Here is a 20,589-nt window from a genome sequence, read left to right on the forward strand (position 1 = left end):
CAACAAATGGAAATCAAGGGCGTAGCCCTTTTAGACAAAAAAACGAAAAATTTAGTAAAACGCTTAAAACCGGGTCAAATAGCCGTTATTGACCACCAGGATATTGATGAGGTAGCGGCCCGTGGCCTCATTGAAAAGAAGGTAAAGGCAGTTATTAACTGCGCTCAATCCATTAGCGGTAAATACCCCAACATTGGGCCGCTTTTACTTGTGCAAAATGGGATTATCCTTATTGATGAGGCTCCCCAAAAACTTTTTGAGGTTTTAAACGAAGGCGATTTTTTAATTATTAGGGATGGGAAAATTTATAGAAATGACGAGTTTTTGGGCGAAGGCACGGTTTTAAATGAAGAAAAAATCAAAGCTAAAATGGAAGCTACCAAGGAAAATTTAGGAGAAACCATGTTGGCCTTTATCGAAAATACCTTACATTATGCCCAAAAGGAGACGGGGCTTGTTTTAGGACAGTATCCGCCTCCGCCGATAAAAACTGATTTTCGGGGAAGGCACGCCCTGATTGTGGTTCGGGGCCATAATTATCAGGAGGATTTAAAAGCTATCCGCATCTATATAAATGAAGTCAGACCAGTTTTAATTGGAGTTGATGGTGGGGCGGATGCTTTAAGGGAAGCGGGTTACTGTCCGGACATTATTATTGGAGATATGGATAGCGTTAGCGATGAAACGTTAAAATGCGGGGCAGAAATTATCGTCCATGCTTATCCGAACGGTGAAGCGCCTGGTTTAAAACGACTTCGGGATTTGGGACTTAACGCTAAAATTTATCCAGCTCCGGGAACATCGGAAGATATAGCCATGCTGTTAGCGTATGAAAAAGGTGCGGAATTAATTGTCGCGGTGGGAACCCATTCCAATCTTTTTGATTTTTTAGAGAAGGGGCGCAAAGGAATGGGGAGTACTTTTTTGGTGCGCTTACTTGTGGGCGCTAAACTTGTGGATGCCAAAGGGGTTAATAAACTGTACAAAAGTCGCTTGAAAGCAAGATATTTACTCCACCTGATTGTTGCGGCTTTAATTCCTGTTTTAATTATTTTAGCTGTGTCGCCGGTTACCAGAAATTTATTCCGGGTTTTGTTAATTCAGCTCAAGCTTTTATTTGGAATATAGTATTGGAGGCGATTTTGTTATGATTATAGATTTTAAATACCACATTGCGTCGTTAATAGCGGTATTTTTAGCTTTGGGCCTGGGAATTTTTATCGGAACTTCCTTAGGATATGATAACCGAATTGGTGAAGCAATTTTAAAGCAGCAAAAGCAACTTACCCTGGGGATTGAAAAACGCCTGGACGAACTTAAGAAAAAAAATGATGAGCTGGAAGCTCTAAATGAAGAGTTGGAAGTAACCAATAAAGTTTTAAAACAATATCAGGAAGAAACCTTACCCGTGCTGATTAAGGGCAAATTAACCGGCAAAAAAGTGGCGATTGTTGTAACCGGCTATTACGGCCTAAACGATGAGGTAAAAGAAGTTTTAAAAAAGGCGGGGGCGGAAATTGTCAGTGTTACTGAGATTATACCGGAGGAACTTACCAATCCTGCGGATATAGATTATATTAAAAGCCAGATGAAATGGCAAACCAAGGATAAAAAAGAATTCTACACCAAATTTGCCCTGGAAGTGGGGAAGAATCTTTTAACTCCGGGAGATGGTTCGACCCTTTTAGCTTTAGCCAAAACCGATGCTTTAAAAATAACCGGGAAATATGGAGTGCCTTTAGATGGTGTGGTGGTTATCGGTGGCGGTCTAAATGAAAGTGATTTGGTGAACTATCTTGACCTTCCGCTTATTAAGTTTTTAAAGACTGTACCGGTGGTAATTGGGGGAGAGTACAGCAACGTTGAAAAGTCCTATATTAAGTTTTACCAGAAGGAAAGAATTACGACAATAGATGATTTGGACCTGCCTTCGGGACAGTTAAGTTTAGTTTATGGTTTACTGGGAGTAAAGGGAGATTACGGCATTAAAAGCACTGCCAAAAGGTTAATACCGCCCATGGGGCAGTAAGGGGGAAAATATGGGGAAAAAAGTTTCGGTAATCATTCCAGCTTATAATGAGGAAGGAAGAATCGGGGAAACCGTAAAAGCTTCGTTTAAAATTTCCGGTGTAGAAGAAGTTATTGTTGTTGATGACGGCTCCACGGATAACACCTATAATGAGGCGGTTTTGGCGGGAGCTAAAGTTATTAAACTTTCCCAGAATGTGGGCAAGGGGAAAGCTATTGAAGCGGGAGCCAGGGAGTTTACCGGCGATTTTGTTTTATTGTTAGATGGAGATTTAGGAAATTCGGCAGTCTATGCGGAAAAACTTTTAACTCCACTTTTTACCGGCGAAGCCGATATGGTTATTGCGCGTTTTGGTGCTCCGAGGAAAAAAGGGGGCTTTGGCCTGGTAAAAAGGTTAACTCGGTGGGGATTAAAAAGTTTTACGGGACAGGTGGTGGAAGCGGTATTATCGGGACAAAGGGCTTTTACCCGGGAAAGCTTTTTAGGATTACTTCCTCTGGCGGAAGGTTATGCTTTGGAGTTTGGGATGACGGTGGATGCTCTTAAAAAAGGTTACCGGATTGTTGAAGTGGCGGTGCCAATGACCCACCGGGAGACCGGGAGGGATTTAAAGGGTTTTATTCATCGCGGTAGACAATTTGCCGATATTTTAAAAGAAATTATCAGACGAAAGGTTGGGAGTAAATAGGGGGTGTAACCAATCTTTACGAAAGTTTTATTTTTTGTGGTTGCCTACATTGTAACTCGCCTGACAATATCTCCCGTTTTAAACTTGCTAACCAAGACAGGACATTTAAGTCAAAATTTTCGCGGTGAGTTAATTCCCCAATCGGGGGGAGTGGTTTTTTTGTTAGTGATGCTTTTGGTGGCACCGCTAATCTTAATTTTTTCCCGGGGAAGTTACTGGTTTTTGTTTTATTCAGGGGTTTCGACCATGACTTTTTTAGGGATTATCGATGATTTTTTGGGCGATGCCAGGGCCAAAGGGCTAAAAGGTCATTTTAAAAAGTTAATTTTTGAGCACGAACTTACTACCGGAGCTTTAAAAGCAATTGGTGGTGCTTTCTTAGCTTTGATGTTGACGGTAAAAGAGCCTTTTTGGTATTTTATCGTAGATTTTTTACTGATAGTCCTGGGGATTAATTTTATGAACCTTTTTGATCTTCGTCCGGGAAGAGCGGGGAAGGTGTTTATCTTAATTGGCCTCATCATTGGAATTAGTTACTTTAACTACCCGGCGGTGACTTTCCTCTTTTTGGCTTTAGGGATTATTTCCGCTTACCTACCTTTGGATTTAAAGGCCAGGGTAATGATGGGAGATGCCGGTTCCAATGTGCTTGGATTTATTTTAGGTTATTCGGGAGTGCTCCTTTTTTCTTTTAAAGTAAAAGTTGGAGTTGTGGTTTTTTTGATTTTGTTTCACCTTTTTACGGAAAAATATTCACTGACGGAAATTATTAAAAATAATCGGTTATTAAGCTACCTTGATGAACTGGGAAGGTAAGAAGGATTTCTGCCAAAAAAGTCGAATAAGTACAAAAATTTTAAAAAAGCGGTTATTGAGACCGCTTTTTCTTTTAAGATAAAGAGGGGGGAGCAAGTTGGGTGTAGTTGTTTCTAAGGAGTACTGTAAAAGTTGCGGACTTTGTATTAATATTTGTCCGGCCAAGGTCCTGGGGGTTTCCCGGGAGATTAATTTGTTAGGTTATAACCCTGTAGAAGTGGTAAATCCCGAAAACTGCCGGGAATGCGGTTTTTGTTACCTGGTTTGTCCCGATGCGGCTTTGACGGTGGAGGTGAACAAAAAATGAAAGTGTTGATGAAAGGGAATGAAGCGTTTGCCGAAGCTGCGGTCCGGGCCGGTTGCCGTTATTTTTTTGGTTATCCCATTACCCCCCAAAGTGAGGTACCCCATTATTTAGCCCAAAGGCTACCGGAAGTGGGAGGGGTGTTTTTACAGGCGGAAAGTGAAGTAGCGGCAATTAACATGGTTTATGGAGCGGCTGCCGCCGGAGCCAGGGTGATGACGTCTTCCTCGGGACCGGGGATTAGCTTAATGCAGGAGGGGATTTCCTATTTAGCGGGAGCCGAGCTTCCGGCGGTTATCGTTAATATTATGCGGGGAGGTCCGGGGCTGGGCAATATTGCTCCTACCCAGGCCGATTATTTCCAGGCTGTAAAGGGTGGGGGACATGGGGATTACCGGGTTATTGTTTTAGCACCGGCCAATGTGACGGAAATTTTTACTTTAATGGAGAAAGCCTTTGATTTAGCGGATAAATACCGCATGCCGGTGATGGTTCTGGGAGATGGAATCTTGGGGCAGGTAATGGAGCCGGTAGAACTGCCGCCTTTAAAGGAAATAAACCCGCCGCCCAAACCCTGGGCGGCTACCGGGAAAATTGAGCGGGATGATAAGACCAGAAGGATAATAAATTCCCTCTATATCGTTCCGGAAGAAAATGAAAAGCATTTAGAACAGCAATTTGCCAAATACCGGCAAATTGAAGAAAGTGAGCCATTACATGAAAATTTTTTAGTGGAAGATGCCCAAATTATCTTAGTAAGTTTTGGCACGATGGCGCGCATTGCGAAAAGTGTGGTGCTGAAAGTACGGGAGCGGGGAATTAAGGCTGGCTTGATTCGACCTATTACCCTCTGGCCCTTTCCCAGGAAAGCTTTTACTGCGGCCAATATTCCGGTAGCTAAAAAAATATTAACGGTGGAGATGAGCGGCGGACAGATGGTGGAAGATGTGCGCCTGGCGGTTAATGGAAGAATTGACGTAGAGTTTTTTGGCAGAACGGGAGGTATGGTACCCGAAAGCAAAGAAGTTTTGGAAAAAGTATTAGCCCTGGCCCGGGAGGTGGAATAAATGTTTAAGCGTCCGGCCCTTTTGACCGAAAAAAATTTTCATTACTGTCCCGGATGCCATCACGGTATTATGCACCGGCTTTTGGCGGAAGTTTTAGAGGAATTTAATTCCGAAGAAACCATCGGGGTAAGTTCGGTAGGTTGCAGTGTTTTTATTTATGATTATATAGATATTGACTGGGTGGCAGCGGCCCACGGGCGAGCTCCGGCTGTGGCTACTGGAGTTAAAAGGGTAAAGCCTGACCGGCTGGTGTTTACTTATCAGGGGGATGGGGACCTGGCTGCGATTGGTACCGGGGAAATAGTTCATGCCGCAGCCCGGGGGGAGAAAATTACGGCAATTTTTATCAATAATGCCGTTTACGGGATGACCGGAGGGCAAATGGCTCCTACAACCCTTACCGGGCAAAAAACTACCACCACCCCCGAAGGTCGAAACCCTGCCCATCAGGGCTATCCGGTAAAAATGGTGGAGATGTTAAGCGTTTTAGATGGTGTAGCGTATGCGGCCCGGGTGGCTTTAAATACCCCTAAGCGCATCTTAGAAGCCAAAAAAGCCTTAAGAAAAGCTTTTAAGGTACAGAGAGCTAACTTAGGCTTTTCCATTATAGAAGTATTGTCAGCCTGCCCAACTAACTGGGGGGTTTCTCCGGTTGAGGCCTTAAAATGGGTAGATGAAAAAATGATAGCGTACTACCCGCTCGGGGAATATAAAACCCCGCAAGAGGGGGTGGAGTGATGGGGAAAAATTTTTTAATGGCTGGTTTTGGCGGTCAGGGAGTGCTGTTAATGGGGGAAATCCTGGCTAAAGCTGCCCTTTTAGAAAATAAAGGAGTATCCTGGCTTCCCGCTTATGGTCCGGAAATGCGGGGAGGAACTGCTAACTGTGCGGTGGTAATAGAAGAGGAAGGGGAAGTGGTAAGTCCCCTGGTTTTTGAACCGGAAGTGCTGGTGGCGTTTAATAAGCCTTCGTATTTAAAGTTTTTACCCAGAACAGTACCCGGAGGTATTGTGATAGTTAACTCCGATTTAGTGGATGTTGAACTTTCCGGTCCGGTAAAGCAGGTTTTTTTGCCGGCAAACCAGGCATGTTTGGAACTGGGGAGCATGAAAGCGGTAAATATTTATCTTCTGGGAGCATTAATAGCATTAACTTCGATAGTAAAGACTGAAACTATATCAGGGGTTTTAAAAGAAATATTTGGACCAAAAGGTGTTTATCCCTTAAACGAAAAAGCTTTTTGGCGGGGATACGAGGATGCAGGAAAACGGGCAAATCATGTCGAAACAGTTAATTAAAAGGTAGCTGGAGTGTATTTTATGGTGGACCAAATCATCGGTGATTTTCACCGTTTGCGCTTTCTTGCCCTGGTAGGAGCTTTGCTTTTTTTTCTTTGTAACTCGGAGCCAATTAATAAAAAAGCTTTTCTTATTTTTCTAATTGCTGTTATTTATTCTATTGTTTTGTACGCATATTTGTTAAAAAAACCAGAAAAAAGAGATTTTGGTTATAAAGTTTCTTTTTGGCTGGATTGTTTGCTGTTAACAGCACTAATTTATTACACCGGTCTCGGTCATAGTTTATTTTATTTTGGTTATGTGCTGCTGGTGGCTATTCACACCTTTTATTATGGTCCGCAGTTTGGTTTATTAACTGCCACCGTTAGTACTGCTATGTATTTTATCGTTTGCTACTTAGACCCTGAAGTTAAGTGGTTTGATTTCTTGTTTAAAGCTGGTTTTCTTTTTGTCATGGTTATTGGGGTGGCGGTGGTATACTGGGAAAATTACCGGTTAAAAAAGTTATATCTTGAGGAAATTTCTAAACTTCGGGATTTGACAGCTAAAACCCAGAAGATTGCCCAAATACAGGACTTAAAAGAGCTTGCTGATTTTGGATTAAAAATGGCGGTAAACATTAGTGGTGCTTTGGCGGGGATAGTCTGGGTTTTGGATGAAAGGCGGAAAAACCTTCACCCCATAGCGGTATTTGGTATCGAAAAAAAAGATCTTCCGTGGCTCCTCCCTGCGGAATTTCTTTCTTCGCTTATTTCTGCTGAAAATTGTGAAGCAATTATTGCCGGTGAAAGTTTTACTAAATTAACTTTTGAGAAAAACTATCAGAAAGTTTATACTGTTTGTTTAGCCGGCAAAGAGCAAAGGATTGGTTTTTTAAATTTATACGGTAACGGGGAGTTTAAAAACCTCGATTACTTAACGATATTTTGCGGTTATTTGGCGTCACAAATGTCAATTGTTCGTCTTTATGAACAATCCAAAGAGCTTTGCTTTAGTATTACTCAGGCTTTAGTAATGGCCATTGAAGCCAAGGACTCTTATACTGCCGGCCACTCCCAGCGGGTTACTGCTATTGCCGAAAAAATTGGGAAAAAGTTGGGCTTTTCGCAGGAGCGCCTGGAAAAACTCAGGAAAGCTGCACTTTTGCATGATATTGGCAAAATCGGGATTTCTGAAAAAATATTAAATAAGCCCGGTAAACTATTGCCCGAAGAATATCGAGAAATCCAAAACCATCCGGGAATTGGTGTGGAAATAATTAAACCCATTGAGCAAATGCAGGATATTATTGAAATCATTTACCACCACCACGAATGGTATGATGGAACTGGCTATCCGGCAAGGCTTAAAGGGGAAGAAATACCTTTGGAAGCAAGAGTGCTGGCGGTGGCCGATGCTTTTGAGGCGATGACGTCCGACCGTTCTTACCGCAAGGCACTAACAAAAGAGGAAGCTATCGCCGAAATTATAAAACAAAAGGGCAAACAGTTTGACCCGCAAGTTGTGGAGGCTTTTTTAGAAGTTGTAAAAGAAGACGGGGGTTAGGAAAATGCCAGTTAAAGTGAAAAATGAACTCTGCCGGAAATGTGCTCATTTAACCAATTGCCGGGCGGTATCATCCTGTGTTCCCGGTGCCTTAAATTTTGATCAAAAAGAAATAAAAATTTTTATAAAATACGACCGCTGCTGGAACTGCCGACGGTGTTTGGCCTATTGCAGTGATGGCGGGTTAATTTATGAAGAGTAAGGGGGGAGTTAATCTCCTCTTTTTTTGTCAATTTGTTCTTTATCCTAAATAAGTTTATAATATTGGTGAATTGATGAACGGACGGAGGCTTAAGATGATTGAACTTAAAGAAGGCAAGGCCATAGAGATTTTGGCTGAAGATGAAGAAACTCAGGAATTATTGGTGGATGTGGAAGGAAGTTTAGAAAAAGCCATATGTTATTTTAACCTTACCGGAAAAGTTCGGGTAGGAGACCGCCTTTTGTTAAACACCACGGCAGTTACCTTAAAACTTGGAACCGGCGGCTTTCATTTTGTAGTGGCCAATTTTAGCCGGCCCTGGCAAAGCCTGAAAGGACCGGGGCATATTATTAAACTTCGGTATACTCCGCTGCAGTTAAAGTGCCTGGCGGCGGAAGAGGAAGGCAGTCCCTATCACGTTGCTGTCCAAAATTTCCAAAGTTTAAAGGGAATGCCGGTGGTGGTTTGCAGTTTGCATAGCCAGTTATTACCGGTAATTGCCGGGATTAACTCCCAAAATAAGAATTTAAGAGTTGCTTATCTTATGAGCGACCAGGGGGCACTGCCCATTGCTTTTAGTAAAACGGTAAAAAATTTAAGGAAAAAGGGTTTAATTTGTGGAACCATTACCTTTGGCCACGCCTTTGGCGGCGATATCGAGGCGGTTAACGTTTATTCGGCCTTGATTTTGGCAAAAGTAGCGCTAAAAGCCGATGTAGCAGTAATTGCCATGGGACCGGGCAATGTGGGTACCGGTACAAAATGGGGTTCTACCGCCCTGGCTCAAGGGGAGTATCTAAATGCGGTAAAAATCCTGGGAGGTTGCCCTATCATGGTACCCAGGGTCTCCTTTGCCGATCCCCGGGAAAGGCATTTTGGCTTAAGCCACCATTCACTCACTGTCATAAATGAAATTGCCCTTGTTGATTTTTTTCTGGCTCTACCAGAGTTAAAAGATTATAAGAAAAAAGAGCGCCTTTTAGAGCAGACCAAAGCATTCTCCCAAAGGGTGCAAGTTCATTATTTTCCCGAAGAATTTTTAAATAAGCTTCTACTTGAAGAGGTGGAGAATCTATCTACCATGGGTAGGGATTTTACCAGCGACCGGGAGTTCTTTTTAACGGCCGCTGCTGGAGGGGTTCTTGCGGTAGAAATGCAAAAGAGGGTTGAAAAAAATGGCTAAGTTACTGGTTACTTCCGATGCCAGTATGGCTGCCTGGTGCGGTCAAGCGGGAATGGCGGTAGTGGTGGTGGACGTTATCGATATGTCCACAACTCTGGAGGGGGTTTTAGAGGAAGGAGCTGTGGCTGTCTTTGGAGCAAGTCCTGCCAACTTTCGGGCGCCGGTACCCCTAAATCCTTATGGAATCGGGAAAAAGGCCGGAATCCAGGCGGTAAAAGCAAATACCGGTATTATCATTATCGCCGAACCCCGGGTGGGGGATGAGATAGAAAGGCAAAGGCGCATCCAGCCGGTGGTGGACGGGATTAATGCCGCTGGTGGCCGGGTAATAAAAGTAGTTCCTAATATAGGAAAAGAAACGGTTAAACTAACCGATTTTCACGGAAAAGTGGTGGTGGCGGTAACCGATTCCGGCGGGGTTGCTTTTGATGCTGCGGTTACTGCCGGTGCTCCCGAAGTTTTTACGGTAACTGTAGCGCGAACGGTAAAAAGCAATACCAAAGAGGTGGTGGAAAAAGGTCTTGCCCGGATAAAAAATGCTTTAGATCACCATGGACGGGTTGCCCTGGTGGCAGCCAGTGGGCGCAGTATTGAAGATGTTGAAGGGGCTTTTTATTACTACCGCCTGGCCTTAGCAAGGTATAGATAAGCTTTTTACCTCATACCTATTATTAAGCTCTTGTTCAAAAGGTATGGGGTGAAAAAATGCGGGAAAACGAGTTTTTGAGCACCTGGCCGCAAAAAAAATATTTTTTACTCTATCTTGGGATGTTTATTTTTTTTCTCTGTGGTGTAGGGTGGGGGGTCCGGGAAGCGATTCTTTTAGATAGGCAGGAAAAAGAAATAGTGGTGCAGGAAGCAGCTAAATTACTGAATACCGTAAGACAAAGTTATAATCCGGAAACGGTCTTTACTTACACCAGCGGTCAACTTTTTTCCATTTACCTTTTGCTTTTTCTTTTAGGACTTTCGGTAATTGGCTTTCCGGTGGCTTTTGCGGTGGTGTTTAGCCGGGGAGTTATGCTTGGTTTTACCGGTGCGGTTTTAGCTTCCCAGAATTCCGGTAAAGGGGTATTTTTGGCTCTGGCCGCCCTGTTACCCCAGAACATTGTTTATCTGCCTTCGTTATTGCTGGCGGCTTCAGGAACGGTAGTTTTTGCCCTAAAACTTTTTAAGGTTTACTTTAGCAGGGAAAAAAAATTGGGCTTTACTTTTGCCGGTTACGTGGTTTTAATGGTTTTTGCCGCAGCTGCGGCTTACGGAGCGGCGGCGATAGAAGCTTATTTATCTCCCAAAATAATTTTTTACTTTTTAAAGTAAGGTGGTTTGATGCTTGACCTTTTTATCGATTATTTATTGTTAGAAAAGGGCTTTTCTCTAAACACTCTCCTGTCTTACCGCCGGGATTTAGAGAAGTTTGTTTCTTTTTTGGAAAAACGAAATATCAGTATCATTGACGCAACTTCAAAGGATATTAAACTTTATTTGCAGGATTTAGCCCGGGAGCTAAAACCGGCAAGTGTAGCGAGAAATCTTGCTGCAATCCGAAGTTTTTATAAATATTTACTTCGGGAAAAGATTGTCGGGGAAAATCCTGCTTTGGATGTGGACGGGCCTAAACTTGGGTTAAAATTACCGGAAATCTTAAGTTACGAAGAAATTGATTTGCTTCTAAAAGCCCCCGACCTTTCTACCTGGGAAGGGGTGAGAGACCGGGCGATGTTAGAACTGCTTTATGCCACCGGGCTTAGGGTGTCGGAGTTAGTGAATCTTGAACTACCTAACTTATATTTGGACGAGAGATATGTTAAAATCTTGGGTAAAGGAGCAAAGATGCGGATTGTTCCCTTTGGAGAAGTAGCAGCCCATTACTTAAACCAGTATTTAGCCCTGAGAGCTAAGCGGAAAAGCAACTCTTTAAAGCTTTTTATTACCCGGAAGGGCAGTGGTTTTACCCGTCAGGGATTCTGGAAAATGCTAAAAAGATACGGGCAAAAAGCTGGAATAGTAAAAAACTTGACCCCCCATTTAATCCGCCATTCTTTTGCCACTCATCTCCTGGAAAACGGTGCGGATTTAAGAATTGTTCAGGAACTCCTTGGTCACAGTTTTATAGAAACGACGCAAATTTATACCCACTTAACTACGAGAAAACTGCGAGAGGTATTTCGTAAAGCACATCCACGAGCTTAGGAGGTATTAAGGTGAAAAGAGTAGTGTTAATAGTTTTGGACAGCGTTGGCATTGGAGAACTACCCGATGCCCACCTTTACGGTGATGAAGGCAGCAATACCCTTGCCAATACCGCAAAAAAGGTGGGGGGGTTTGAGCTTCCAAACTTAGAAAAACTTGGGCTTGGTAAAATCCATTCTATTTTGGGACTAAAAGGAGATATTAAAGCTCTTGGGGCATACGGTAAAATGGGAGAAAAGTCTCCCGGCAAAGATACCACTACCGGCCATTGGGAGATTTGCGGACTGATTTTGGAAAAGCCTTTTCCGGTATATCCTAACGGGTTTCCGGAAGATTTAATCAAGCGCTTTGAAGAGGCCATTGGCCGGAAAACATTAGGTAATAAACCCGCTTCCGGTACTGCTATTATTGAAGAATTGGGCGAGGAACATATGCGGACCGGCTATCCTATTGTTTATACGTCGGCGGACAGTGTCTTCCAGATAGCCGCCCATGAAGAAATTATTCCTCTGGAAGAGTTATACAAAATGTGTAAGATTGCCCGCGGACTTCTTACCGGCGAGCATGCGGTGGGGCGGGTGATTGCCCGGCCGTTTACAGGCACTCCCGGAAACTTTAAAAGAACCGCCAACCGCCACGATTATTCTTTGGAGCCAACGGGGAAAACCGTCTTAGATAAATTAGTGGAGCAGGGGTATGAGGTCCTGGGAGTAGGCAAGATTTATGACATTTTTGCCGGACGGGGACTTACCTGGCATGAATCTACCAAAAATAACGAAGATGGCCTTGTAAAAACCGTTAACCTTCTATATAAAGATTTTACGGGTCTATTATTTACCAACCTGGTAGATTTTGATATGGTGTACGGGCATAGAAATAATGCCGAAGGTTATTATGAAGCTTTAAAACAATTTGATTCCTATCTTCCCAAGATTATGGAAAAACTAAGAGAAGATGATTTATTGATAATTACCGCCGACCACGGCTGTGACCCTACAACTCCCAGTACCGACCATTCCCGTGAGTATGTACCGCTTTTAGTTTATGGTCACAGTATTAAAGAAGATGTAAACCTGGGTACCCGGGAAACCTTTGCCGATGTAGCGGCAACTTTAGAAGAGATTTTTGGTTTGGAACCGGGAATAGGTCAAAGTTTTTGGGGCGAAATAAGAAAATAAAAGAAAAGTGCATAAACCTTTCCTCCCTCAAATATACTATTGGTGAAATAGGGACAAGAGGGGGGAATTTTTATGCCCAAAAGGCTTATAATTTACCTTTTACTGGTGTTAGGCCTTGGACTTACTACTAACGCTTTAGCAGCTCCTCTGGAAATTAACGCTAGGGCGGCAATTTTAATGGAACCTTATACCGGTAAAATTTTATACGAAAAAGAAATTCATAAAAAACTGCCCATTGCCAGCGTGACAAAATTAATGACGTTGCTTTTAGCCATTGAAGCGGTTGAAAAAGGGAAAGTCAACCTGGATGATATAGTAAAGGTTAGTGAAGAAGCTGCCTCCATGGGTGGGTCCCAGCTTTACATGTATGCCGGGGAAGAGTTTTCCTTTAAAGACCTCTTAATGGCCGTGGCAGTTGCTTCGGCCAACGATGCCTGTGTTGCGGTCGCCGAAACGGTGGCGGGGAACGAACAGGCTTTCGTGGAAGAAATGAACAAAAAAGCGGAAGAGCTCGGCATGACCAATACCCATTTTGTTAACAGCTACGGTTTTGATGATCCTAAACATTACAGCACCTGTTATGACCTGGCTATTTTATTAAGAGAAGCGATTAAGCATCCGCTCTTTTTGGAACTTAGCCAGATTAAAGAGTTTACGTTAAGGGGTGGTGAAACCCGCCGCTTTAATACCAATAAACTGCTCTGGTATTACCGCGGGGTAGACGCCGGAAAAACCGGCTGGACGGAAGAGGCGGGTTATTGTTTGGCTTCCACGGCAAGTCGTGACGATCTTCGTTTAATTGCCGTGGTTTTGGGTTGCCCGGTCAAAAAAGGCCACTTTACCGAATCGATAAAGCTTTACAACTACGGTTATGCCAATTTTAAGGCGTACCCGATATTGGCTGAAAAGTTTTCTGTTAAAGTTAAAGTGGTAAAGGGAGAAAAGGAACAAATAGTGGTTGGACCCGGGGCACCGGTACTGTTAGTTGAAGAAAAAGGGAAAAAATTAAATCCCCGTTATGAATTAAAACTTCCGGAAAAAATTACGGCTCCGGTAAAGAACGGTCAGGTAATGGGTGAGGTTGTTATTTATGATGGGACAAAGATAATCGGCAGAGCTCCCCTTAAGTCTTTAGAGGATTGTTTAAAAGCTCGACTCGATTTTGCCATCGGGCGATTTTTAAAAAGCCTTTTAACTTTTGAGTAGCTTTTTGCTACTTATTTTTTTAAAACTTCTTGCAGGAAAAATCTGGATTTATATAGAATTATTGTTTTGAAACACATTTTTGGGGGGATTTTTTTGGAAGTGGAAAAGGAAGTTAAAAATAAGGTGTTATTTGTTCGGATAACCGGAGAGGTAGATTTAAAGGAGGCAGACCGGCTGCGCCGGGAAGTTGATGAAATAATTGAAAATTACCCGGTAAAAGATATTGTCTTTAATTTAAAGAACGTTGACTTTATCGATAGCTCCGGACTTGGGGTGATCCTGGGACGGTTTAAAAAAATAAGAAGTCTTGGGGGCAGGGTATATTTAGCTTCAACCAATGAAAAGATTAAAAAGATCTTAGAACTTTCCGGTTTTTTCCGGATTATGAAAGGAATTTCCCGGGAAGAGGAAGTTTGGGAGGAAACGGCTCATGAAGCATAACTATTTTAACCTGACGATTCCCGCCTTAAAAGAAAATATCGGTTTGGTACGGATTGTGGTGGCGGCTTTTGCTGCCCAGAAGGATTTAACCCTTCCCGACTTGGACGATATTAAAGTTGCGGTATCCGAGGCGGTTACCAATAGCATCGTTCACGGCTACGGTAATAATCCCGGAGAAATAAAGGTTAATGGTTATTTTACCGAGGAAGGGATGTATATTGAAGTAATAGATTTTGGCAAAGGTATTGAACGGGAAAAAATCAGGGAAAAAATGGTATTGGACCCGGAGGATGAGCACCCGGGTTTGGGCTTTCTCTTTATGCAGAGTTTAATGGATCGGGTGGAAATCGTGCCTATGGAGCGGGGGACAAAAGTGATTTTATTTAAAAGAATTTTAAAAGATAACAGAACCGTGTGAACTTTCGTTTTTCTTCTATGAATTTACCCCGCTTCCCAAGGCTCGGTGAACAGGAAATAAAAGAATTAATAGAAAAAGCCCATAAGGGAGATGTGGCTGCCCGGGAAAAACTTATCAATTGTAATTTAAAATTGGTCTTTAAAGTGGTGGAACGTTTTTTACACCGGGGCTACGAAGTTGAAGATCTGTTTCAAATTGGGACGATTGGGCTAATTAAAGCCATTGATAAATTTGATTTAAAACAACAGGTGAAGTTTTCCACGTATGCGGTTCCCATGATTGTGGGGGAAATTCGTCGTTTTCTTAGAGATGACCAGCCTATCCGGATTAGTCGTTCTACCAAAGAACTGGGGGTAAAGATTTTAAAAGAAAAGGAAGCGCTTACCGTAAAGTTAGGCCGGGAACCTACAATCGCCGAACTGGAAGAAACTCTTGGTTACTCGCGGGAGGCGATTGTTGAAGCATTAGAAGCGGGACAGAGCTTGGCTTCACTTTTTGAAACGGTTCATCAGGATGATGGAGACCCGATATACCTGTTAGATCAGATTAAGCAGGAGGGTGATGAAGAACAAACCCTTTTAGAAAATATCTCGATAAAAGAAGTGCTAAGCAAGTTAGAACCGCGGGAGCGGTATATTTTAATTAACCGCTTTTTTAAAGAAAAAACCCAAATGGAGATTGCCAGAACTCTCGGAATTTCCCAGGTACAGGTTTCAAGGCTTGAAAGACAGGCCCTCTTAAAATTAAAACGGTACCTGAACGAGAGTTAAATTTATTTCCCTGAAATACAAAAAATAACAAAACAATAAAATATTACCTTAATAAATAGCCGGTCCAGGGTTCATTTTAATAAATGGAAAAAAATTTTTTAAGGAGGAATCAGCAATGCATGTAAAAGTAGCCGAATTAGTGGGAGAATCACCAACCGGCTGGAAGGATGCGGTACAAACCGCAGTAAATGAAGCATCGCGGTCCCTGGGGACGGTAACCGGAGTAGAAATTTTAAATTTTACCGCTAATGTGGAAGGCGGACGGGTAGTAGAATATAAGGCCAATGTAAAAGTTGCTTATGTGGAATAACGGAGGTTTTCCTCCGTTATTTTTTTATTTTTTAGGGGGAAAATTATATTTTGAGGTGAAATGTGATGGCTATTGATAAAAATGAGTATCAAAAAACTGTAGAAAAAATTAAACCTAAGCCGCCGGTACTAAAAAACTGCTTATTGGCTTTTTTAATGGGGGGCTTTGTTTGTCTTTTAGGAGAAGTTTTGTTTCATTTTTTAAGAGGCTACGGCCTTTCGGAAAAAGACGGTTACACCGTTGTAAGTGTGGTGTTTATCTTAATCTCGGCAATTTTAACGGGTACCGGGATTTATGATGATTTGGTGCGGATTTTTGGTGCCGGCTTAATCGTTCCCATTACCGGCTTTGCGAACTCCATGGTATCGCCGGCTTTGGAACATAAACAGGAAGGCTTGGTTCTCGGTGTTGGGGCGAAACTATTTACCGTAGCCGGTCCGGTTATTATTTACGGGGTACTTAGCTCTCTTATTGTGGCAATTATTTTAAGGGGGCTGGGAAAATTATGAGGCAAACCCGGGAATTTGCTAATCCGCCGGTAGTATTGGGTTATGCAACTATAGCTGGACCAAAAGAAGGGGAAGGCCCCCTGGCTACCTATTTTGATAAGATTATTAACAACCTTTATTATTATGAGGATACCTGGGAGAAAGCGGAGCAAAAAATGTTTTTGGAAGTAGTCGAAATGGCTTTACAAAAAGCTTCTGTAAAAAAGGAAGAAGTGGACTTTTTTTTGGCCGGGGACTTATTAAACCAAATTATTTCGGCTAATTTTGTTGCAAAAAGTTTGGGGATTCCATTTTTTGGATTATATAATGCTTGTGCTACTTTTTACGAAGGACTAATCCTGGGGGCTATGTTAATAGCCGGTGGTTTTGCCAAAAAAGTACTGGTGGGTGTTTCCAGTCATTACGCCACCGTTGAACGGCAGTACCGTAATCCTACAGAACAGGGGGTTCAGAAAACGCCTACATCCCAGTGGACGGTTACCGGTGCGGCCGCGGTGGTTTTGGGGGAAGGAGAAGGCAAAATTAAAATTCCCCGGGTTACGGTGGGCAAAGCGTTGGATTACGGTATGTTTGATCCTTCGGACATGGGTGGGGCGATGGCTCCTGCAGCTTTTGACACTTTACTTGCCCACTTTAAAGAAACGGGTTTGTCTTACGATTATTATGATTTAATGGCAACCGGAGATTTAGCCCGGTTTGGATGGCAAATCCTGGTTAAACTTTTACAGGAACGTAATATCAACTTTGGTCAAAGGCTTACCGATTGCGGAATCATGATTTATCGACCGGATCAGCAGGTAAATGCCGGAGGTAGCGGTACAGCTTGTTCGGCTTTAGTTACCGCTGGCTACGTTTTTAACGAGTTGAGTCAGGGAAAGATTCATAAATTTTTGGGTATAGGTACGGGTGCTTTACTTTCTCAAGTTACATCCCAGCAGGGAATGTCCATACCGGTAATTGCTCATGCAGTAGCCTTTGAATGTTACTGAGGGGGATGAATATGGATTTCCTGTTAAGTTTTTTGGTTGGAGGGGTAATTTGCTTAATTGGTCAGCTGATGATGGATCTCACAAGCTTTCGGGTGACTCCTGCCCATGTTTTGGTTAGCTTTGTAACTGCCGGTGCACTTATTTCCGGTTTTGGAGTTTACGAAAAATTAGTAGAACTTGCCGGTACCGGGGCAACTTTACCATTAACTGGTTTTGGGCATTTACTGACGCAGGGAGCAATAGAAGGATTTAAACAAAAAGGAATATTAGGGCTTTTGGGGGGCGGAATAGCAAATACCGCCACGGGTATTTCCGCGGCGATTATTGCCGGTTATATAATTGCCCTTATCTTTAAACCCAAGGGGTAGGTATAAAAATTTTTTTCCCTGGAAATGCTCTTAAAGATGGGGTGGTTAGATGAAAATAGGTATTCCGCGAGGTTTATATTTTTACGATTATTATCCCTTTTGGGAAACTTTTTTCCAAGAGTTGGGAGTAGATGTTGTAACCTCAAAACCTACCGATAAGGAGACCCTTAACTTGGGGGTAGAAGCGGCGGTAGATGATGCCTGTTTGCCGGTTAAAGTTTTTTTCGGCCATGCGCGGTTTTTAAAAGATCGGGTAGATTATCTCTTTATACCCCGCTATGTTAGTGAATACCGGCGTACTTACATCTGCCCGAAATTTTTGGGATTGCCCGAAATGATTATCTTTCGCTTAAAAACCCAAAATGTTCTTTCCCATGACTTAACGGCCTATCGAAAGGGAGAAGATTTTTACCGGGGGATTTATGTTCTTGGGAAAAAAATTACGCCAAACGGTATGAAAATAATGCGAGCGATTTATGCAGCCTGGAAAAATCAAAAAGCTTATTTGCAAAAAAAGTACCTTGGATATCAACCGCTGGATTTAATTGATGGGAAGCAAAATTATGTGCCGGACTTAAAGAAACCGCTTTTTGCGGTGGTGGGTCATGCCTACAATATTAATGACCGTCATGCCAGTATGGATTTAATAAAAAAAATTCGCCGGTTTGGAGGAGAAGTTTTAACTCCTGATAACGTTCCCTTTGCGGAAGCGGTAAAAAAAGCTGGGATTCTACCCAAAAAACCCTTTTGGAGTTTTGCGATTAAAAACTTTGGTGGCAGTATTTATCTCGCCGAAAATTACCCGTTAAAAGGGATAATAAGTTTAAATTCTTTTGGCTGCGGACCTGATTCAATAATAACCGAACTTACGGGCCGGTATTTGAGAAGAAAATTTTCCTTACCTTTTTTAAACCTTACCATTGACGAACACACCGGTGAGGCGGGACTTGTAACCCGTCTTGAAGCTTTTTGGGATATGACGGTGGAAAGGAGTTTTGCCGGTGAAAGTTACCTACCCGCACATGGGTAATATGGCTATAGGGGTAAAAGCAATGTTAGAAGAACTGGGGGTAGAAGTGGTCCTACCTCCGCCCATTACCAAAAAAACCTTAACTCTGGGTACTAAGTACGGACCGGAATTTGCCTGCCTGCCTTTAAAGCTTAACCTCGGGAATTTTATTGAGGCGTATGAACTGGGTGCCGATACAATCCTCATGGCAGGAGGAACTGGCCCATGCCGCTTTGGTTATTACGCATATGTGGAGCAGGAAATATTAAAGGAATTGGGGATTAATTATGACCTTTTAGTGTTAGAACCACCCGAAAGAAACATTATGGAGTTTATCGCTAAACTAAAAAAAATTACCGGTAATAAACCAATTTTTCAGGTTATAAGGGCGGTTAAAAAAGGATTTTTAAAAATAAAAGCTGCCGATGAAATTGAAAAAAAAGTAGCCTTTTTTAGAGCCCGGGAAATTACCAAGGGGGCAACTGACCGGGTGTGGCAGGAGTTTTTGCAAAATTTAAATCGGGCTCGAGAGGAAAAGGAAATCGAAGAAGCGGTAAATCAAGCAGTTGTGGCTTTGGCAAGGATACCCATGGATTTGGCCCGCAAGGTGTTAAAGATAGGAGTGGTTGGGGAGATTTTTACCCTCTTAGAACCCTTTACCAACTTTAATATCGAACGATATCTTGGCAACCTGGGAGTGGAAGTGCAACGCACCATTTATTTAAGTGAATGGGTAAACGACCACCTTTTTCTGGGACTTTTTAAAAACTATAGCCGGCATAAAGAAATTGTGAAGGAAGCACCGCCCTTTCTTTGCCATTTTGTGGGGGGACACGGGCAGGAAACGGTAGGCGGAGTTAAATACTTAAAAAAACAGGGATTCGATGGGGTAATTCAGCTCTTACCTTTTACCTGTATGCCGGAAATTGTTGCTCAAGCAGTTCTGCCGGCGGTAAGCGAAGTCGAGGATATCCCGGTCTTATCTTTGGTGGTTGATGAACATACCGGTGAGGCCGGGTTTATCACCCGGTTGGAAGCTTTTTGTGACCTTTTAAGTTTTCGCCAGAAAGGAGGAAATCATGAAAAAAGGCGTATTTCTGGGAATTGATGTAGGTTCGGTAAGTACCAATTTAGTGGTGATTAATGAAGAAAAGGAAATTTTGGAAGCAATTTATTTGAGAACGAACGGCCGACCTCTTGTTGCCTTAAAAGAAGGTTTAAGAAAAATTTACGACCGAATCAAAGAAGAAGAAATATTAGGGGTGGGGACAACCGGAAGCGGCCGACAGTTGGCAGCGTTGGTGTTAGGAGCAGATACCGTGAAAAACGAAATAACTGCCCATGCGGTGGCTGCTAACTATTTGGTACCCGGAGTACGAACCATCTTAGAAATTGGTGGACAGGATTCCAAGCTTATTCTCTTAAAAGATGGTGTAGTAACCGATTTTGCGATGAATACCGTGTGTGCGGCCGGTACCGGTTCGTTTTTGGACCAGCAGGCGCAAAGGCTTAACATTCCTATTGAAAAATTTGGAGAAATAGCGTTAAAAGCCCAGAATCCGGTTAGGATAGCCGGGCGGTGTGCGGTATTTGCCGAGTCCGATATGATTCACAAGCAACAATTGGGCTTAAGTATCGAAGATATTCTCGCGGGCCTTTGCGATGCTCTGGTAAGAAACTACTTAAACAATTTAGCTAAGGGCAAAAAGCTTTACGATAAAATTGTTTTTCAGGGCGGTGTGGCGGCCAACATTGCCATGCGAGAAGCTTTTAGGCGGGCGCTTTGTACCGAAGTAATTGTGCCGCCCTATTTTGAGGTAATGGGAGCTTTAGGAGCAGCGTTAATTGCAGCTTTTGAGCGGGAAAAACAGCCTTATAAAACCAGGTTCAAGGGCTTTAACGTGAAAGATGCCGAATTAAAAACCGAGAATTTTGAATGCCAAAACTGTCCGAACTTTTGTGAAGTGGTTAAAATATATGAAGATTACGAGGTGGTGGGTTATTTAAATGACCGCTGCGGCCGTTACAGTCAGATGAATAACAAAAAATTAGCGGGGATAGGTTGA

At 42.7% G+C, this 20,589-nt stretch carries 26 protein-coding genes; all 26 read left to right on the top strand.

What is annotated here, in order from left to right; translation table 11 throughout:
- Window positions 1-6: 6 nt before the first annotated feature.
- The 26 genes from steA to CARFE_RS0104885 all read left to right on the top strand — a co-directional run bounded on the left by steA (window position 7) and on the right by CARFE_RS0104885 (window position 20,589).
- The gene (steA, locus tag CARFE_RS0104760) at window positions 7-1,128 is read left to right on the top strand and encodes a putative cytokinetic ring protein SteA (protein WP_028051927.1); all 1,122 of its coding nucleotides are present in this window, start codon (window positions 7-9) and stop codon (window positions 1,126-1,128) included.
- 19 nt (window positions 1,129-1,147) lie between these two features.
- Window positions 1,148-2,029, top strand: a complete 882-nt coding sequence (locus tag CARFE_RS14315) for a copper transporter (RefSeq protein ID WP_051250162.1) — start codon at window positions 1,148-1,150, stop codon at window positions 2,027-2,029.
- Between the two features lie 10 nt (window positions 2,030-2,039).
- Window positions 2,040-2,717, top strand: coding sequence for a glycosyltransferase family 2 protein (locus CARFE_RS0104770; protein ID WP_011344867.1), 678 nt, complete (start codon window positions 2,040-2,042; stop codon window positions 2,715-2,717).
- 168 nt (window positions 2,718-2,885) lie between these two features.
- Window positions 2,886-3,533: an MraY family glycosyltransferase gene (locus CARFE_RS0104775; RefSeq protein WP_245570755.1), complete on the top strand. Its 648-nt coding sequence runs from the start codon at window positions 2,886-2,888 to the stop codon at window positions 3,531-3,533.
- Window positions 3,534-3,630: 97 nt separating this feature from the next.
- Window positions 3,631-3,840: a 4Fe-4S dicluster domain-containing protein gene (locus tag CARFE_RS0104780; RefSeq protein WP_011344865.1), complete on the top strand. Its 210-nt coding sequence runs from the start codon at window positions 3,631-3,633 to the stop codon at window positions 3,838-3,840.
- Window positions 3,837-4,904 (top strand): 3-methyl-2-oxobutanoate dehydrogenase subunit VorB, encoded by a 1,068-nt coding sequence (locus tag CARFE_RS0104785; protein WP_028051929.1) that lies wholly within the window; start codon window positions 3,837-3,839, stop codon window positions 4,902-4,904. The genes CARFE_RS0104780 and CARFE_RS0104785 overlap by 4 nt, the downstream gene beginning before the upstream one ends.
- Window positions 4,905-5,642 carry a thiamine pyrophosphate-dependent enzyme gene (locus CARFE_RS0104790; protein WP_028051930.1) on the top strand — a complete coding sequence of 246 codons (738 nt, stop codon included), beginning with the start codon at window positions 4,905-4,907 and terminating at the stop codon, window positions 5,640-5,642.
- Complete coding sequence (locus CARFE_RS0104795) at window positions 5,642-6,202, top strand: 2-oxoacid:acceptor oxidoreductase family protein (RefSeq protein WP_028051931.1); 561 nt, start codon at window positions 5,642-5,644, stop codon at window positions 6,200-6,202. Before CARFE_RS0104790 ends, CARFE_RS0104795 begins: the two co-directional genes overlap by 1 nt.
- A gap of 21 nt (window positions 6,203-6,223) precedes the next feature.
- The gene (locus tag CARFE_RS15505; RefSeq protein WP_051250163.1) at window positions 6,224-7,747 is read left to right on the top strand and encodes an HD-GYP domain-containing protein; all 1,524 of its coding nucleotides are present in this window, start codon (window positions 6,224-6,226) and stop codon (window positions 7,745-7,747) included.
- A gap of 4 nt (window positions 7,748-7,751) precedes the next feature.
- The gene (locus tag CARFE_RS0104805; RefSeq protein WP_011344860.1) at window positions 7,752-7,949 is read left to right on the top strand and encodes a hypothetical protein; all 198 of its coding nucleotides are present in this window, start codon (window positions 7,752-7,754) and stop codon (window positions 7,947-7,949) included.
- A gap of 94 nt (window positions 7,950-8,043) precedes the next feature.
- Entirely contained in the window at window positions 8,044-9,132 is a 1,089-nt protein-coding gene (locus CARFE_RS0104810) for a DUF3866 family protein (RefSeq protein WP_028051932.1), read from the top strand.
- Window positions 9,125-9,781 (top strand): hypothetical protein, encoded by a 657-nt coding sequence (locus CARFE_RS0104815; RefSeq protein WP_028051933.1) that lies wholly within the window; start codon window positions 9,125-9,127, stop codon window positions 9,779-9,781. The genes CARFE_RS0104810 and CARFE_RS0104815 overlap by 8 nt, the downstream gene beginning before the upstream one ends.
- Window positions 9,782-9,837: 56 nt before the next feature.
- The gene (gene spoIIM, locus CARFE_RS15510; protein WP_051250164.1) at window positions 9,838-10,452 is read left to right on the top strand and encodes a stage II sporulation protein M; all 615 of its coding nucleotides are present in this window, start codon (window positions 9,838-9,840) and stop codon (window positions 10,450-10,452) included.
- Between the two features lie 9 nt (window positions 10,453-10,461).
- Entirely contained in the window at window positions 10,462-11,325 is an 864-nt protein-coding gene (gene xerD / locus CARFE_RS0104825; RefSeq protein WP_028051934.1) for a site-specific tyrosine recombinase XerD, read from the top strand.
- 11 nt (window positions 11,326-11,336) lie between these two features.
- Window positions 11,337-12,503, top strand: coding sequence for a phosphopentomutase (locus tag CARFE_RS0104830; RefSeq protein WP_028051935.1), 1,167 nt, complete (start codon window positions 11,337-11,339; stop codon window positions 12,501-12,503).
- A 72-nt stretch (window positions 12,504-12,575) separates the two neighbouring features.
- Window positions 12,576-13,709 carry a D-alanyl-D-alanine carboxypeptidase family protein gene (locus CARFE_RS0104835; protein WP_028051936.1) on the top strand — a complete coding sequence of 378 codons (1,134 nt, stop codon included), beginning with the start codon at window positions 12,576-12,578 and terminating at the stop codon, window positions 13,707-13,709.
- Between the two features lie 99 nt (window positions 13,710-13,808).
- The gene (gene spoIIAA / locus CARFE_RS0104840; protein WP_028051937.1) at window positions 13,809-14,150 is read left to right on the top strand and encodes an anti-sigma F factor antagonist; all 342 of its coding nucleotides are present in this window, start codon (window positions 13,809-13,811) and stop codon (window positions 14,148-14,150) included.
- Window positions 14,140-14,568, top strand: coding sequence for an ATP-binding protein (locus CARFE_RS0104845; RefSeq protein ID WP_011344852.1), 429 nt, complete (start codon window positions 14,140-14,142; stop codon window positions 14,566-14,568). Before spoIIAA ends, CARFE_RS0104845 begins: the two co-directional genes overlap by 11 nt.
- Window positions 14,569-14,585: 17 nt before the next feature.
- Window positions 14,586-15,338, top strand: coding sequence for an RNA polymerase sporulation sigma factor SigF (gene sigF, locus CARFE_RS0104850; RefSeq protein WP_034541638.1), 753 nt, complete (start codon window positions 14,586-14,588; stop codon window positions 15,336-15,338).
- A 115-nt stretch (window positions 15,339-15,453) separates the two neighbouring features.
- Window positions 15,454-15,648: a dodecin family protein gene (locus tag CARFE_RS0104855; protein WP_011344850.1), complete on the top strand. Its 195-nt coding sequence runs from the start codon at window positions 15,454-15,456 to the stop codon at window positions 15,646-15,648.
- A gap of 65 nt (window positions 15,649-15,713) precedes the next feature.
- Entirely contained in the window at window positions 15,714-16,157 is a 444-nt protein-coding gene (spoVAC, locus tag CARFE_RS0104860; RefSeq protein WP_028051939.1) for a stage V sporulation protein AC, read from the top strand.
- Complete coding sequence (spoVAD, locus tag CARFE_RS0104865; RefSeq protein WP_028051940.1) at window positions 16,154-17,146, top strand: stage V sporulation protein AD; 993 nt, start codon at window positions 16,154-16,156, stop codon at window positions 17,144-17,146. The genes spoVAC and spoVAD overlap by 4 nt, the downstream gene beginning before the upstream one ends.
- Window positions 17,147-17,157: 11 nt before the next feature.
- Window positions 17,158-17,514, top strand: a complete 357-nt coding sequence (spoVAE, locus tag CARFE_RS0104870; protein ID WP_028051941.1) for a stage V sporulation protein AE — start codon at window positions 17,158-17,160, stop codon at window positions 17,512-17,514.
- A 49-nt stretch (window positions 17,515-17,563) separates the two neighbouring features.
- The gene (locus CARFE_RS0104875) at window positions 17,564-18,544 is read left to right on the top strand and encodes an acyl-CoA dehydratase activase-related protein (protein WP_028051942.1); all 981 of its coding nucleotides are present in this window, start codon (window positions 17,564-17,566) and stop codon (window positions 18,542-18,544) included.
- Window positions 18,516-19,631, top strand: a complete 1,116-nt coding sequence (locus tag CARFE_RS0104880) for a CoA protein activase (RefSeq protein ID WP_028051943.1) — start codon at window positions 18,516-18,518, stop codon at window positions 19,629-19,631. Before CARFE_RS0104875 ends, CARFE_RS0104880 begins: the two co-directional genes overlap by 29 nt.
- Entirely contained in the window at window positions 19,603-20,589 is a 987-nt protein-coding gene (locus CARFE_RS0104885) for an acyl-CoA dehydratase activase (protein WP_011344844.1), read from the top strand. Before CARFE_RS0104880 ends, CARFE_RS0104885 begins: the two co-directional genes overlap by 29 nt.

The sequence above is a fragment of the Carboxydothermus ferrireducens DSM 11255 genome (assembly GCF_000427565.1).
Classification (GTDB): Bacteria; Bacillota; Z-2901; order Carboxydothermales; family Carboxydothermaceae; genus Carboxydothermus; species Carboxydothermus hydrogenoformans.